This window comes from Streptomyces musisoli, assembly GCF_016741855.1.
Lineage (GTDB): Bacteria > Actinomycetota > Actinomycetes > Streptomycetales > Streptomycetaceae > Streptomyces > Streptomyces musisoli.
Map to the genome: position 1 here is coordinate 444,814 of NZ_JAERRH010000003.1, position 13,830 is coordinate 458,643.

Below are 13,830 nucleotides of genomic sequence, written 5' to 3' on the forward strand. Positions count from 1 at the left end.
CCCGCCGCACCCCACGTGATTACGGCAGCACGTGGGGTGCCCCGGCCGCGCTCCCCGGGGGGAGGCGGCCGGCGGTCAGGACGAGGACGGTTTGTAGTCGCCGCCGAGGACCACCGAGACGTCGGCGCCCGAGGAGACCTTGCCCTTGGTCACGGAGCCGGCCGGCAGGCCGAGGGTCTTGGCGACCTCGGAGGCGTTCGCCTTGTCGGCGGCGTCCGCGTAGATCACCTTCGAGGTGGCCTCGGTACCGGCGGCGCTGCCGCCCTCCAGGAAGGTGAAGCCGCCGTTGAGGAGCACGACGCGGGCCTTCTCCGTGTCGTCCTTCACACCGGTGGCGTTCTGGACGGAGACCCGGACCGCGGAGCCGGCGTCGGGGCTCTTGGCGGTGCCGCCGAGGATGTCCTTCACCACGCTGTCGCTGGTCTGCGCGCTCAGCGTGCCGTCGGACTGCACGGGCAGCAGGGCGGTCCTGTAGTCGCCGCTCTTGGCGAGATCGGCGAGCTTGGCGAGGAAGGCGCCGAGGTCCTTGTCGGTGAGCGGCGGGTCCAGGATCTGCGCGAGCGTCTGCACGGTGGTGGTGGCGGACGACGGGTCGGAGGACAGCTTGCGCAGCACGCCCTGCATGACCTGGCCGAACCGCTCCAGCTGGGCGTTCGGGGCCTCGCCGGCGGCGCGGTAGGTGGCGTAGGCGACGGCCATCTTGCCGCTGAGGGTCTGGCCCCGGCCCTTGTGGACGAGCGGCGCGGTGCCCTTCTTCTTGGCGTCCGGGTCGGGCACGTCGGCGTCGGTGTCCAGCTCGATGTTGCCGACGAGGTCGACGAGGTTCTGCAGGTAGGGGGTGTCGAGCCGCCAGGTGCCCTGGATGCTGGTGCCGAGGACCGTGTCGAGCTGGTCCCGGGTGCCGGAGGTGCCGTCGCCGTCCACGGATTTGGCGAGGGTCGTGGTGGAGCCGTCGTCCCCGGTCAGGGCCAGGGAGTTGGGCAGCAGGACGGTGGTGCCCTGCTTGGTGGTGGTGTTGTCGACCAGCAGCGCCGTGGAGGTGCCGCCCTTGGCGGTGTTGTGCAGGTGGACGACGAGCACGTCGCGTTTCTGGGCGGCGACGGGTGTCGCGGTGCCGTTCTTGCCGTCGGAGGAGGACAGGCCGGGCAGCTTTCCGGCGAACCAGAGGTAGCCGACACCGCCGACCGCGACGAGGGCGAGGACGACGAGGAGGGCGATCAGCCGGCTGCGGGCGCGGCGGCGGGCCTCCTCGCGGCGCTCGGTGCGGTTCTCGGTGAACTTCAGCCAGTCGATGACGTCCTCGGAGTCGCCGTCGGGCTCCTCGACGAACGCGAACTGCTCGGTGCGGTAGTCCGGTTCGTTCGACGCGGTGCCGTAGCCCGGTTCGCCCGGCCTGGCGCCGTGGTCCGGTTCGGCCGGGGCGGTGCCGTGGTCCGGTCCGGCCGGCGCGCGACGGTGGTCCGGTCCGGCCGGGGCGCCGCGGTGGTCCGGTTCGGCCGGGGCGGGGCCGGTCTCCTGCGGGGTCCGCGGGTACTCCGCGGGGCCGGCCTGCTGCGGGATGTAGGCGGTCTGCTCGGCGATCCGCGGCTGCCGGCCGCTGTCCGCCGTCTGCCCGTAGGGGTCGTAGCCCGTGCCGTCCTGGGTGCCGGTGGCGTACGGGTCGTACGGGCCCGGGGAGCCGTAGGGGTCGTAGGCGGGCGGCTGCCGGTCCGAACCGTAGGAGGACTCCGGCTGCCGGCCGGTGGCGTACGGGTCGTAGCCGTAGTCCTGCTGCTGGGCGTACGGGTCGTAGGCCGTCTGCCGGGCCTGCGGTGCCTGTGAAGCCTGTTGTGCCGGAACCTGCCGGTACACGGGTTGGCCGTACTCGTCGTAGCCGACGAGCTCGTACGGGCCGTCTCCGTACCCCGCGTCGTATCGGTCGTTCACCGGTGCCCCTCTCGGCTCACTCGCCGCGGTACAGCTCGCGCTTGTCGATATAGCGCACGACTCCGTCCGGCACCATGTACCAGATGGGGTCCTTCTTGGCGACTCTCGCACGGCAGTCCGTGGAGGAGATGGCGAGCGCCGGCACCTCCACGAGCGAGACGCCGCCTTCCGGCAGCCCCGGGTTGGTCAGGTGGTGGCCGGGGCGGGTGACGCCGACGAAGTGCGCGAGGGAGAAGAGTTCCGCCGAGTCGCGCCAGGTCAGCAGCTGGGCGAGGGCGTCGGCACCGGTGATGAAGAAGAGGTCGGTGTCGGGGTTGAGGGCGCGCAGGTCACGCAGGGTGTCGACGGTGTACGTCGGGCCGCCGCGGTCGATGTCGATGCGGCTGACGGAGAACTGCGGGTTCTCGGCGGTCGCGATGACCGTCATCAGGTAGCGGTCCTCGGCCGGGGAGACCGCGCGGTGGGACTTCTGCCACGGCTGGCCGGTGGGAACGAACACCACCTCGTCCAGGTGGAACTGCGCGGCGACCTCGCTGGCCGCCACCAGGTGCCCGTGGTGGATCGGGTCGAAGGTTCCGCCCATGACGCCCAGGCGCCGCTTGCCCGTGTGGGCGGGGCCGTTGCCCGGTCCGTGCTGCGGGTGCTTCGCCGTGTCGTCGGCCGTCTCGTGCGCCGGACCGGTAGGCATGTCCTGCTCTCCCATGCGTGCAGACCCTACCGGCCCGGTCTCGGACGTCCGGCCGGGGACGGGGTCCCCGCTCAGCGGTCGCGGTTGAAGCGGGTGGTGATCCACAGCAGCAGGAGCAGGATGATCAGGGCGCTGCCGCCGGTGACGGCCGGGTTGAGGCTCTCGTGGTTTCCGCCGTGCGGCTCGCCCTCGGCGGCGAGGGTGACCAACTGGGCTGCGGTGCTCTGGAAGCTCATCTTCGGCAGGACCTATCGCGTGTGGGCGGGATAAAGATGTCGGCTCATCGTAAGCGGGCGGCACCGCGGCGATCACGCCGACTCCGCCGTCGGGGCCGGAGGGCGCCGGCCGGACACCCCGCGGCGGGTTCGTGCGCCGCCGGGAAGCAGGGAACTTCCGCCGGTCGTCAGTCGTCCTTCCGCTTGTAGCCGCGCAGCAGGAACCATGCGGTCAGTACACAGCCGAGGACCATCACGATCAGGACGATGCGCAGCAGATTTCCGGTCCCGTGCTGCTGGACGGCGCTTGCGGCGGCCTCGGTCAGCCGGGCGGCTGCGGGGTGGTGCTCCATGGCGGGGACTCCTTCGGGTGTACTGCCCGTCCACGGTATCTCCGCCTAGGCTGGGCCCCGCCTCGGGGGCACAGTGGCACTTACACGCACTTGGGGGAAGACATGTCCGACGACGGCCACCAGCACACGGAGCGCGTGCCGAGCAGGCAGCGCAGGCGCTTCCCGGGGATCTCCTCGCGGGCCTACGAGCACCCGGCGGACCGCTCGGCCCTGGTCGCGCTGCGCAAGCTCAGCGGGTTCGACACCGTCTTCAAGGCGCTGAGCGGGCTGCTGCCGGAGCGGAGTCTGCGGCTGCTGTTCCTGTCCGACTCGGTGCGGGTGTCCGAGCGGCAGTTCTCGCACCTGCACGACATGCTGCGGGACGCCTGTTACATCCTGGACCTGGAGAAGGTCCCGCCGATGTACGTGACGCAGGACCCGCAGCCGAACGCGATGTGCATCGGCCTGGACGAGCCGATCATCGTGGTCAGCACGGGGCTGGTGGAGCTGCTCGACGAGGAGGAGATGCGGGCGGTCGTCGGACACGAGGTCGGGCACGCGCTGTCCGGGCACTCGGTGTACCGCACGATCCTGCTGTTCCTGACGAGCCTCGCCCTGAGGGTCGCCTGGATCCCGCTGGGCAACCTCGCGATCATGGCGATCGTCACGGCGCTGCGGGAGTGGTTCCGCAAGTCGGAGCTGTCCGCCGACCGGGCCGGCCTGCTGGTGGGTCAGGACGTCAAGGCCTCGATGCGGGGCCTGATGAAGATAGCGGGCGGCAACCATCTGCACGAGATGAACGTGGACGCGTTCCTGGAGCAGGCGGAGGAGTACGACTCCGGCGGCGATCTGCGCGACTCCGTGCTGAAGATCCTGAACGTGCTGCCCCGCTCGCACCCGTTCACCACGGTGCGGGCCGCCGAACTGAAGAAGTGGGCGGAGTCCCGGGACTTCCAGCGGATCATGGACGGCCACTACCCGCGGCGCAGCGAGGACAAGGACACCTCCGTCAGCGACTCCTTCCGTGAGTCGGCGGCCAGCTACGCGAGCGATGTGAAGGACTCCAAGGACCCGCTGATGAAGCTGGTCACGGATCTCGCCGGCGGCGCGGGCGATCTGGGCGGCCGGGTCCGGCGGGGCTTCGACGGCTTCCGGAGCGCGCCGCCGGCCCAGGGAGACGCCCCGGGCGGGGACGAGAAGTAGGCGCCGCGCCCGTCCCGGACGGGCTCCCGCCGCGCGCCGGCGGACCGCCGCCCGTCTCCGCCGGGCGGCGCCCCCTCGCACCGGTCAGAGCGTCGGCTGTGCCTTGGTGGACAGCGTTCCGCACAGGGCCGTGGCACCGTCCATGTCGTAGGGGTTGGTGCCCGCGGGGCCGCCGGGCCCGGCGCTCTGGCCGGCCAGGAGGGGGCGGAGGTAGGCCGTGGAGTCCTCGGCGCAGGCGAGGGGGCCCGCCTGGACGTAGGACGTGACCAGCTGGAGCTGGTGGGTGCGCAGGTCGTCGTGGTCGAAGCGGAAGGTCAGCTCGCGGCGGACGGTGAAGAGGGAGGCGGGGGCGTCGGAGGCGGCGCCGGTGGGGCGCAGGGCGTAGACGAAGGTGTGGTCGGCGGAGACCTCCAGCGTCGCCGAGTCGGCCTCCACGGCCTGGAGGCTGCCCGAGACGCGGATCCCGTCGTCGGACAGCCGGGCCCGGGCGGGGTCGATGCGGACGACCCAGCCGGTGGCCGCGTGCCGGCCGTCCGCCGCCGGGTGGTCGAAGCTCTGGTCGAACTGGGCGAGCTGCTCCGAGTCGATCATGGATCGGGCGGCGCGCGCCTCGTGGCCGGTGATGACGTCCGGGTAGAGCGAGGAGCGGACGATGTAGTCCTTGACGCTGGTGAGGGCGGCCACCACCTGGCTGTCGGAGAAGTGGGCGGTGCTGCGCGAGGCCGGCAGGGGTATGCCCTCGGCGCCGACGGCGAACGGGGCGGCGAGGCTGTGCGCGTACAGGCGCCCGGCGTCGGCCGCGCCGGGCACCTTGCCCTGCGGGGCGAGCGGGATGACCGTCATCCGCAGGGGCTCCACCGGCCGGCGGGCCTGCGGGGAGCTGTAGGGGTGGCGGATGCCCATGTAGATCGCGGTGCCGAAGGCGACGGCGATCAGCATGACCAGGATCAGGGCCTGCCGGGTGAGTCCGCGGTGCAGGGGCGGGCGGCGGCGGACGGCGGGCGCGTGGTCGGCCATCCGCTCTTCGGCGGAGAATTCCTGGAGGCGGGCAGCGCGGACGAACGACTCGTCGAAGACGACGGATCGGTATTCGTCCTCCGCACCGCCGGGGCCGCCCTCGGGTGTCCCCTCCGGTGGGTCTCCAGGCCCGCCCATACCTTCAGGGTAGGTCTCCGGAGCCCCGGGTAAACGCCCCGTCACACGACAAGTTCTGACAGGTTCTCACCAAGTTCGGGCGGGGTGCTCAGGGAGAGTGCGGGATGGCCGAGACGGCCGGCTGGGAGTGTTCGGCGGAGGCGGCGGGAGCGGTCGCGCTGCCCTGTCCGAGGCCGGTCGAGGCGGGAGCGGGAACCCGGTCCCGGGTGCCCGAGGAGCCTCCCCGGTAGACGGCGGCGAAGGCCAGGGCGACCATGCCGATGCCCATCACGACGGCGAGGACCCAGGCCACGGGGCGGTGCCAGCGGACCTGCTTGCCGTAGGGGCCGTAAGGGCCGTCGCCCAGGACGTAGGTGTCGTCCAGCTCGTCATCGTCGTGATCTTGGCCGAATGCGGCGCCCTGGGGGCCGTAGCCGTCGTCGTAGCGCTCGCCCCGGGCGTGGGCCCGGCGGGCCTCCGCCTCGGATGCCTCGGCTCTGGCCTGGGCGGCCGCCAGGAGGCGTTCGACGGCGGTCGGCTCGTGGACCGTGGCCGCCCGCACGAAGGCCTCGTCGAAGACCACGGAGGCGAACTCTTCGTCCGACACCCCGCGGTCGTGGTCGTCGTCGGGCTCCCAGCCGTCAGAGAACGGCGTGCCCCCCACGTCCTCCGGCACGGGTCCAGAGTAGACCTGGGGGGTCAATTTGGGCAGACGGTATGGAAATTCGTCTGCCTGGTGAGACGCCTTTCGGCCGTGCGCCCGCGCCGGGCACGGTGGCCCCTGCGCCGGGCACGGCAGACCGGCGCGCTGGGCCGAACGGGTGAATCTCAGCGGCGTACGTGCCCGTCGCCGGTGACGATGTACTTCGTGCTGGTCAGCTCCGGCAGGCCCATGGGGCCACGGGCGTGCAGCTTCTGGGTGGAGATGCCGATCTCGGCGCCGAAGCCGAACTGGCCGCCGTCGGTGAAGCGGGTGGAGGCGTTCACGGCGACGGTGGTGGAGTCGACCAGCTGGGTGAAGCGGCGGGCCGCCTGCTGGGAGGTCGTGACGATGGCCTCGGTGTGGCCGGAGGTCCACAGCCGGATGTGCTCGACGGCCCGGTCGAGGGAGTCGACGACGGCGGCGGCGATGTCGTGGGAGAGGTACTCGGTCTCCCAGTCCTCGGCGGTCGCCTCGACCACGGTGGCCTTGGAGTCCTTGGCGTAGGCCATGACCCGCTCGTCGGCGTGGACGGTGACGCCGGCCTCGGCGAGGGCGTCCAGGGCGCGGGGCAGGAACTCGGGGGCGATGTCCTGGTGGACGAGGAGGGTCTCGGCGGCGTTGCAGACGCTGACCCGCTGGGCCTTGGAGTTGATCAGGATCTCGACGGCCGTGTCGATGTCGGCCTGGGCGTCGACGTAGACGTGGCAGTTGCCGGTCCCGGTCTCGATCACGGGGACCGTGGACTCGTTGACGACGGTCTGGATCAGGGAGGCGCCGCCGCGCGGGATGAGCACGTCGACCAGGCCGCGGGCGCGCATCAGCTCGCGGACGGAGTCGCGGCTCTCGCCGGGCACGAGCTGCACGGCGTCGGCGGGCAGCCCGGCGCCGCCGACGGCGTCCCGGATGACCCGGACGAGGGCGGTGTTGGACTCGTAGGCGGAGCCGGAGCCGCGCAGCAGGACGGCGTTGCCGGACTTCAGGCAGAGGGCGGCGGCGTCGACGGTGACGTTCGGGCGGGCCTCGTAGATGATGCCGACGACGCCGAGCGGCACGCGGACCTGGCGCAGGTCGATGCCGTTGGGGAGGGTGGAGCCGCGGACGACCTCGCCGACCGGGTCGGGCAGCTTCGCGACGTCGCGGACGTCGGAGGCGATGGCGCGGACCCGCTCGGGGGTGAGGGTGAGCCGGTCGACGATGGACTCGCTGGTGCCGTTCTCCCGGGCCTTGGCCACGTCCTTGGCGTTGGCCTCGACGATCTCGGCGGTCCGGACCTCCAGGGCGTCGGCGATGGCGAGCAGCGCGTCGTCCTTCACGGCGCGCGGGAGCGGCGCGAGGTCGGCGGCGGCGGCCTTGGCCCGGTAGGCGGCCTGGGTGACCGGGGACATCGAGTCGTACGGCGAGAGCGAGGTCATGAGGGAAGGGTAGTGCGCGGGGCGTCGCGGTTCAGCGGTCGTCCCATACCCCGAGACACCCCAAAAGGGATGAACCTCCCGGCCGGACCAACGACCGGCCCGCCCCTCCCGGGGGCTCGCCCGCTCCTCCCCCGGTCGCCCGCACCGCGCGCCGCGCCCGATCACCGTCCGCGCGCCGCCCCCGGCCACCGTCCCGCGCGCCGCCCGTCGGTCACCGTCCCGGCCGCCGCTCCCCCGCTCGCCCGTCCCGGCCGCCGCTCCTTCTCGCCCCTCCCGGCCTCGCTCTTCCCCGGCCGGCTCAGAAGGGGTGTACGCCCACCGGTGTCGCGGGCGAAGGGCCGTAGCCCTCGGCGATCCGGTGGTGGTAGGTCTCGCGGTCGATGACCTCCAGGCCGACGATCTCCCAGGGCGGCAGGCCGGCGCTCTGCCGGTGCTCGCCCCACAGACGCAGCGCCACGGCGGCGGCGTCGTGCAGGTCGCGGGCCTCTTCCCAGTACCGGATCTCGGCGTGATCGGTCGCGTATCTGCTGGTCAGCAGGAAGGGATGGTCGTGGGCGAGCTGTTCCAGGGCCCGCCGCAGTTCGGGCAGGGGGACCTTCTCCCCGGAGACGCTCAGGGTGACGTGCCACAGCCTGGGCAGGTCCTTCGGCTCCTCGTAGCTGTCCCCGGCCGCGACACTCGTCAGAGCACCGCGGGACGCCGCCCCAGGGCGCACTCGTCTCACGACGGCCTCCTTCACGCTTGGCTCGCAAGGCCCGCATGGCTCGCTCGGCCTCTTGACGGAACGTGTCCCCTCAACATGTCCCCGAGACAAAGTTGAGCAGGCCGCAGGGCTCCGCGTGGTGGTTTTACGGAACGTCCCCCACCGGGGGCGTTCCTTACGTCCTGTTTTACGAGCGGTTTTGCGAGAGTCACACGTGCAGGAGCACCAGGTCGTCCCTGTGTACGACCTCGCGTTCGTACGCCGCACCCAGCTCGCGTGCCAGCTCGCGGGTCGAACGCCCGATCAGCCGGGGGATCTCCTTGGCGTCGAAGTTGACGAGCCCCCGGGCCACCGCGCGGCCCTTCGCGTCGCGCAGTTCGACGGGGTCGCCGGCGCTGAACTCGCCCTCCACGGAAGCGATTCCGGCCGGCAGCAGCGACTTGCGCCGTTGCACGACCGCGTCCACCGCGCCGTCGTCGAGGACCAGCGCGCCCTGCGGGGTGGAGGCGTGCTGGAGCCAGAGGAGCCGGTCGGCGGAGCGCTTGCCGGTGGGGTGGAAGTAGGTGCCGGTGTCGCCGCCGGCCAGGGCCTCGGCCGCGTGGACGGTGCTGGTCAGCACCACCGGGATGCCGGCGGCGGCGGCGATGCGGGCGGCCTCCACCTTGGTGACCATGCCGCCGGTGCCGACGCCGGCCTTGCCCGCGCTGCCGATCTCGACGCCGGCGAGGTCCTGCGGGCCCTTCACCTCCGCTATCCGGGAGGTGCCGGGCTTGCTGGGGTCGCCGTCGTAGACGCCGTCGATGTCGGAGAGGAGGACCAGCAGGTCGGCGTGGACGAGGTGGGCGACGAGGGCGGCGAGGCGGTCGTTGTCGCCGAAGCGGATCTCGTCGGTGGCGACGGTGTCGTTCTCGTTGACGATCGGGAAGGCACCCATCGCGAGCAGCTTGTCGAGGGTGCGGGAGGCGTTGCGGTGGTGGGCGCGGCGGCTCATGTCGTCGCTGGTGAGCAGGACTTGGCCGACGCGGACGCCGTAGCGGGCGAAGGAGGCGGTGTAGCGGGCGACGAGCAGGCCCTGGCCGACGCTGGCGGCGGCCTGCTGACGTGCGAGGTCCCTGGGGCGGCGGCGCAGACCCAGCGGGGCGAGGCCGGCGGCGATGGCACCGGAGGAGACGAGGACGATCTCCCGCTCTCCTCCGCCCGCCCGACTCCCGGCGCCGCTCTCGGCGGAGGCCGCTCGGGCCGCCCCCGCGTTCCGGATCTTGGCGAGGACGTCGACGAGCGCGTCGACACGGTCGGCGTCCAGGCCGCCCGCGGCGGTGGTCAGGGAGGAGGAGCCCACCTTGACGACGATCCTTCGGGCCTCACCCACGGCCTGCCTTGCCGTTGCCACCTTGCCTGCCGCCCCTCGCGTCCGTCCGCTGCGCCGCTCGGAAATCTACGGGAAGCGGACCTCCCGCCGCACATCGGTCCAGCCCCCGGACAGTGCCGTTCCGCACAAGCGGCGGTACGACGGGCGGCCCCGTGCCCGGCGGGAAGCCCCTGCCGGGCACGGGGTGCGGACGGGCGGACGAGGGCCCCCGAGGGGTGCTCCCCGGGGGCCCGGTGGTGGCGGCGGGGCGGTCAGCGCGTGGCCACGCCTTCCGTCTCCCCGGCCGACGCGGTGCGCGGGCCCGGTACCGCGTTGGTCAGCTCGGCCGTCTCGGCGGGATCGGCGTTCCCCGCGCCCAGCCGGGACCGGTGGCCGAGGTTGCGGGCGTCGGCCTTGAGGGCCAGGCCGGCCACCGCGGTGTCGAAGCGGTCGATCGACTTCGGCTCGTCGGGCCCGAGCAGGTACCGCTTCAGCTCGGTGCGCGCGTCCGCGAGCGGGTCGGCGGACGGGTCGTGCACGGCGTCGAGCAGGCCGCCCAGCTCGGCCGCGTCGTTGGACAGGATCACCGCGGCACGCACGGCCGTGTTCTGCCGCCTGAACTCATCGGCGCCCACCCCGGCGGAGTCGGTGACGGCGTACGGCTTGCCGCTCGCGATGAAGTCGGAGACCGCGGAGGAGATGTCGGAGACCATCGCGTCGGAGACGTTGAAGCAGTCGTACAGGCGCGGCCGGGCGCCCGTGACGACCCGGTGCTCGTACGAGGGGAAGGAGCGCCAGTAGGCGTCGTTCCACTCGGCGCGCAGCCGGGCGGTCTCCTGGTGCCGGTGCACGTCGGCGATGCCGTCGCGGGTGGCCTCGGCCTCGTCGCCCTTGGCGCGGTCGATGCCGGCCAGCTCGTCGAGCCGGGCCTGGATGCGGGCCAGCTCGGCCCCGGCCTCGTCCATGGCGTCACCGTCGGCGGTGAAGCGGGAGTCGTCGGCGCGCTCGGCGGCGGCCTCCTCGACCAGGGCGGTGATGCGCTTGTGGGCGGCGGCCGCCTCCTTGCTGACCTTGCCGGTGAACGGGTGCGGCTTGTACAGGACGCGGACCGGTGGGTCGGCCGCGATCAGCTTCCGCACGATGTTCTCGCCGGCGAGCACGATCGAGGTGTTGCCGGGGTTGCCGTCCCAGCCCTCCCAGGTGGGTGCGTACAGCACGGTCGGGCAGCGGTCGGCGGCGGCGGCGCGGGTGCCGTCCGGCGCGCGGCGGCGGCCCTGGATGGGCGCGAGCTGGGGGCGGCCGACCTCCACGATGTCCTCGTCGCGGACGCCGACGTCGGCGATGGCGTAACGGTCGCGGCCGGCGCGGCCGGCGGTCCACACCTCGTCGTACACCTTGCTGTACGGGTTGACGCTGGCGAGCTTGTCGCTGTCGCCGTGGCCGATGAAGACGTGCTTCATGGTGGGCACGCGCAGCAGGTGGATGTTCTTGCCGACGTTGGCCGCGTACAGGGCCACACGCACGGTCGACAGGTCCAGGTTCATCAGGTGCACCCCTCCGGGCACGCAGACGACGGGGACCGTGGTGGGCGCGAGGCTGCCCAGGATGACGCGCTCGCGGAGGACGATCAGCGGCCGGGTCTCCAGCCGTTCCATCGTCTCCAGCCACATGTTGACCTGGTACGCGGAGTCCTTGGAGCCGGAGAAGTACAGGACCGTCTCGGGCTTGTAGCAGGCCAGCCAGTCGTCCACGGCGGCGAGGACGGCATCGGCCTTCGGCGGGGTCCTGCGGCCGCGCACGTACGGCACGAGCACGAGCACGTACAGGAGGCCGAGGCCGAAGGTGAGGCCGATGCCGGTGAAGGCGGCGACGGCGGAGTCCAGCTCGGCGGAGACCAGGATGCCGGCGACCGCGAACAGGTCGAGGTGGAGGATCTTCTCCGCGGAGCGGTGCAGCAGCCGGCGCGGTGGCGCGTCCGGGATGCGGATGCGGGAGCCGAGGTCGATGTTGCGCGTGGCGACCGGCATCCGGCGGCGGTTGCGGATGAGGGTGACGAGCGCGCCGTGGGGTGCCTGGAGGCCGTAGAAGGCGATGAAGCAGGCGATCGCGCCGTAGAAGACCAGGTCGTCCGGGAGGGACAGGCGGGCCAGCAGCAGGACCAGCAGCAGCTGCCGGATCAGGAAGCGGATCGACAGACCCGCCCGGACCTTGCTGAGGCGGCTGACGAGGTAGCTGTTCTTGCGGTGCAGATAGTGGTCCGCCAGGTACGTCACGGCGGTCAGGGCCGCGAAGGCGGGGACGCTCGGGACGAGCGCGGCCGACATGAGCGCCGGGAAGCCCAGGATCAGGAGGGCCGCCGCGGCCAGCTGGGCCGCGCTGCCCACCCGGGCGACGCGAATAGCGGTGGATATCACGGAGAAACCTGCTCTGGGAGGGGGAGCGCCGGCATGATTCGGCGATGCCGGACATGCCGGGTTTCACAAGATGTACGGGTGTTCGCGGTGTACGGATCAGGCCTCTGCGAACGCTCACGCGCGCGAGCGCCACAGAGGCCTGGTCTTCGTGGCTTTCGTGCGGACTCCTACATGGCGACCTGGCGGTCCAGCACCGAGGCGAGCGCCTGCTCGAAGCCGGAGGCCTTGACGGCGTCCGCGGTCGGGTCCTGCTGCCGGACGTCGATGACGTGCCCGGTCAGCTCCGACAGCAGCACGTCCAGGGAGGTGCCGGCCACGGCCTCGGAGGAGAGCAGGCTGCTCGCGGGTTCCTCGCCGAAGGCCTTGGTGCGCATGGGGGTGGCGGTGCGCTCGGGGTTGATGCAGTTGACGCGGATGCCGTCGGCGGCCCATTCGTCGGACAGCGCCTGAGTGAGGTTCACCATGGCGGCCTTCGTGGAGGAGTACAGGGAGTACTCGGCGCGGCCGCGGGTGTAGCTGCTGGAGGTGTAGAGCAGCAACTGGCCCTTGGACTCGGCCAGGTACTTGTAGGAGGAGCGCGCGATCTGCACGGGGGCCAGGTAGTTGACGTTCAGCGCCTCCTCGATGGTGGCGTTGTCGGTCTCGGCGAGCTTGCCGATGCGCAGCACACCCGCGGTGTTGACGACGTAGTCGATCCTGCCGGTCTCCGCGTACGCCGTGGACAGCGCGTCGTCGACCTCCTCCGGGTTCTCCACGTGGGTACCGGTGGTGGAGCGGCCCAGCGCGTAGACGTTCGCACCGAAGGATTCGGCGAGTTCGGCGATGTCCTTGCCGATGCCGTAGGAGCCGCCGAAGACGACGACGGTCCTGTCGCCGAGCAGTTCGCGGTAGGTGTCATCGCCGTACTGGTCGGGCGCGGCGGTGGAGGCGAGCTGGAACAGCTTGTCGGCGATGAAGACGTCGACCGGCTGGGTCACCTTCATGTTGTACTCGTCACCCGCCACGACGTGGATCGGCACGTCCGGCAGATACTTGAGGACCACCGAGCAGTCGTCCGTCGCCTCGAAGTTGGGGTCCTCGGCGGCGACCTCGTAGGCGCGGCGGATCGTGGACAGCTTGAAGGCCTGCGGGGTCTGGCCGCGGCGCAGCCGGGAGCGGTCCGGGATCTCGGTGATGAACTCGCCGTCGTCGCCGTGGGTACGGGTGACGATGACGGTGTCCGCGGACGGGATGGCGACGTCCACCGCCTGGTAGCGCTCCAGCGCGGCCACGCAGTCGTCGATCACGCGCTGCGAGAGCAGCGGGCGCACGGCGTCGTGGAAGAGGACGTTGAGGTCCTCGCCCTCGGCCAGGCCCTCACCGAGAGCGGTGATGGCACGCTCGGTGGTCTCGTTCCGCGTCGAGCCGCCCTCGATAATTCTCTTCACCTTGGTGAAGCCGGCCTTTGCGACGATCCTCTCGACGTCCGGCACGTAGCCCTGGGCCATGAGCACGATGACGTCGTCGATGGACTCGGCGCCCTCGACGATGGCCAGCGTGTGCTCGATGACTGCCTTGCCGGCGATCTTCAGCAGTTGCTTGGGAATCGACAGACCCACTCGCTGACCGGTTCCACCGGCCAGGATCACTGCGGTTGTTCGGGGCTTGGCTATGTGCTGGGACACAGTGCAGACCTACCTTGTGGCGACTGGGAACCGTGGCAGGGTCCCACTTCCGGTAACCGCAATGCAAGGCGAGTGACCTGTACTGCAT

At 71.8% G+C, this 13,830-nt stretch carries 12 protein-coding genes; 1 reads left to right on the plus strand and 11 read right to left on the minus strand.

What is annotated here, in order from left to right:
- Positions 1–75: 75 nt before the first annotated feature.
- The 4 genes from JK361_RS10300 to JK361_RS10315 all read right to left on the minus strand — a co-directional run bounded on the left by JK361_RS10300 (position 76) and on the right by JK361_RS10315 (position 3,182).
- Positions 76–1,926 carry a LytR C-terminal domain-containing protein gene (locus JK361_RS10300; RefSeq protein WP_201815425.1) on the minus strand — a complete coding sequence of 617 codons (1,851 nt, stop codon included), beginning with the start codon at positions 1,924–1,926 and terminating at the stop codon, positions 76–78.
- Positions 1,927–1,942: 16 nt separating this feature from the next.
- Positions 1,943–2,629, minus strand: coding sequence for a nicotinate-nucleotide adenylyltransferase (gene nadD, locus JK361_RS10305; RefSeq protein ID WP_201815426.1), 687 nt, complete (start codon positions 2,627–2,629; stop codon positions 1,943–1,945).
- Between the two features lie 56 nt (positions 2,630–2,685).
- Positions 2,686–2,850, minus strand: coding sequence for a hypothetical protein (locus JK361_RS10310; protein ID WP_201815427.1), 165 nt, complete (start codon positions 2,848–2,850; stop codon positions 2,686–2,688).
- Between the two features lie 167 nt (positions 2,851–3,017).
- On the minus strand, positions 3,018–3,182 hold the full coding sequence (locus JK361_RS10315; protein ID WP_201815428.1) for a hypothetical protein: 165 nt from the start codon (positions 3,180–3,182) through the stop codon (positions 3,018–3,020).
- Positions 3,183–3,284: 102 nt separating this feature from the next.
- Here JK361_RS10315 and JK361_RS10320 point away from each other — a divergent pair, with 102 nt between their 5' ends.
- On the plus strand, positions 3,285–4,364 hold the full coding sequence (locus tag JK361_RS10320; protein ID WP_201815429.1) for a M48 family metallopeptidase: 1,080 nt from the start codon (positions 3,285–3,287) through the stop codon (positions 4,362–4,364).
- Positions 4,365–4,448: 84 nt separating this feature from the next.
- Here JK361_RS10320 and JK361_RS10325 read toward each other — a convergent pair whose 3' ends face one another.
- The 7 genes from JK361_RS10325 to JK361_RS10355 form a co-directional block, all read right to left on the minus strand.
- On the minus strand, positions 4,449–5,519 hold the full coding sequence (locus tag JK361_RS10325; RefSeq protein ID WP_201815430.1) for an SCO2583 family membrane protein: 1,071 nt from the start codon (positions 5,517–5,519) through the stop codon (positions 4,449–4,451).
- An 88-nt stretch (positions 5,520–5,607) separates the two neighbouring features.
- Positions 5,608–6,174, minus strand: a complete 567-nt coding sequence (locus JK361_RS10330) for an SCO2584 family spore wall biosynthesis protein (RefSeq protein WP_443732160.1) — start codon at positions 6,172–6,174, stop codon at positions 5,608–5,610.
- A 152-nt stretch (positions 6,175–6,326) separates the two neighbouring features.
- Entirely contained in the window at positions 6,327–7,613 is a 1,287-nt protein-coding gene (locus tag JK361_RS10335) for a glutamate-5-semialdehyde dehydrogenase (RefSeq protein ID WP_201815432.1), read from the minus strand.
- Between the two features lie 298 nt (positions 7,614–7,911).
- On the minus strand, positions 7,912–8,337 hold the full coding sequence (locus tag JK361_RS10340) for a DUF8830 family protein (protein WP_201815433.1): 426 nt from the start codon (positions 8,335–8,337) through the stop codon (positions 7,912–7,914).
- A gap of 187 nt (positions 8,338–8,524) precedes the next feature.
- On the minus strand, positions 8,525–9,685 hold the full coding sequence (gene proB, locus JK361_RS10345) for a glutamate 5-kinase (RefSeq protein WP_201815434.1): 1,161 nt from the start codon (positions 9,683–9,685) through the stop codon (positions 8,525–8,527).
- A gap of 251 nt (positions 9,686–9,936) precedes the next feature.
- The gene (locus JK361_RS10350; protein ID WP_307787234.1) at positions 9,937–12,078 is read right to left on the minus strand and encodes a hypothetical protein; all 2,142 of its coding nucleotides are present in this window, start codon (positions 12,076–12,078) and stop codon (positions 9,937–9,939) included.
- A gap of 167 nt (positions 12,079–12,245) precedes the next feature.
- Positions 12,246–13,742: a bifunctional cytidylyltransferase/SDR family oxidoreductase gene (locus JK361_RS10355; RefSeq protein WP_201815435.1), complete on the minus strand. Its 1,497-nt coding sequence runs from the start codon at positions 13,740–13,742 to the stop codon at positions 12,246–12,248.
- Positions 13,743–13,830: the final 88 nt, after the last annotated feature.

What these genes read in the sequence shown, in the direction of transcription:
- JK361_RS10315 (WP_201815428.1), bottom strand. Translation starts at nt 3,182, where the DNA reads ATGGAGCACCACCCCGCAGCCGCCCGGCTGACCGAGGCCGCCGCAAGC.
- JK361_RS10320 (WP_201815429.1), top strand. Translation starts at nt 3,285, where the DNA reads ATGTCCGACGACGGCCACCAGCACACGGAGCGCGTGCCGAGCAGGCAG.
- JK361_RS10325 (WP_201815430.1), bottom strand. Translation starts at nt 5,519, where the DNA reads ATGGGCGGGCCTGGAGACCCACCGGAGGGGACACCCGAGGGCGGCCCC.
- JK361_RS10335 (WP_201815432.1), bottom strand. Translation starts at nt 7,613, where the DNA reads ATGACCTCGCTCTCGCCGTACGACTCGATGTCCCCGGTCACCCAGGCC.
- JK361_RS10310 (WP_201815427.1), bottom strand. Translation starts at nt 2,850, where the DNA reads ATGAGCTTCCAGAGCACCGCAGCCCAGTTGGTCACCCTCGCCGCCGAG.
- nadD (WP_201815426.1), bottom strand. Translation starts at nt 2,629, where the DNA reads ATGGGAGAGCAGGACATGCCTACCGGTCCGGCGCACGAGACGGCCGAC.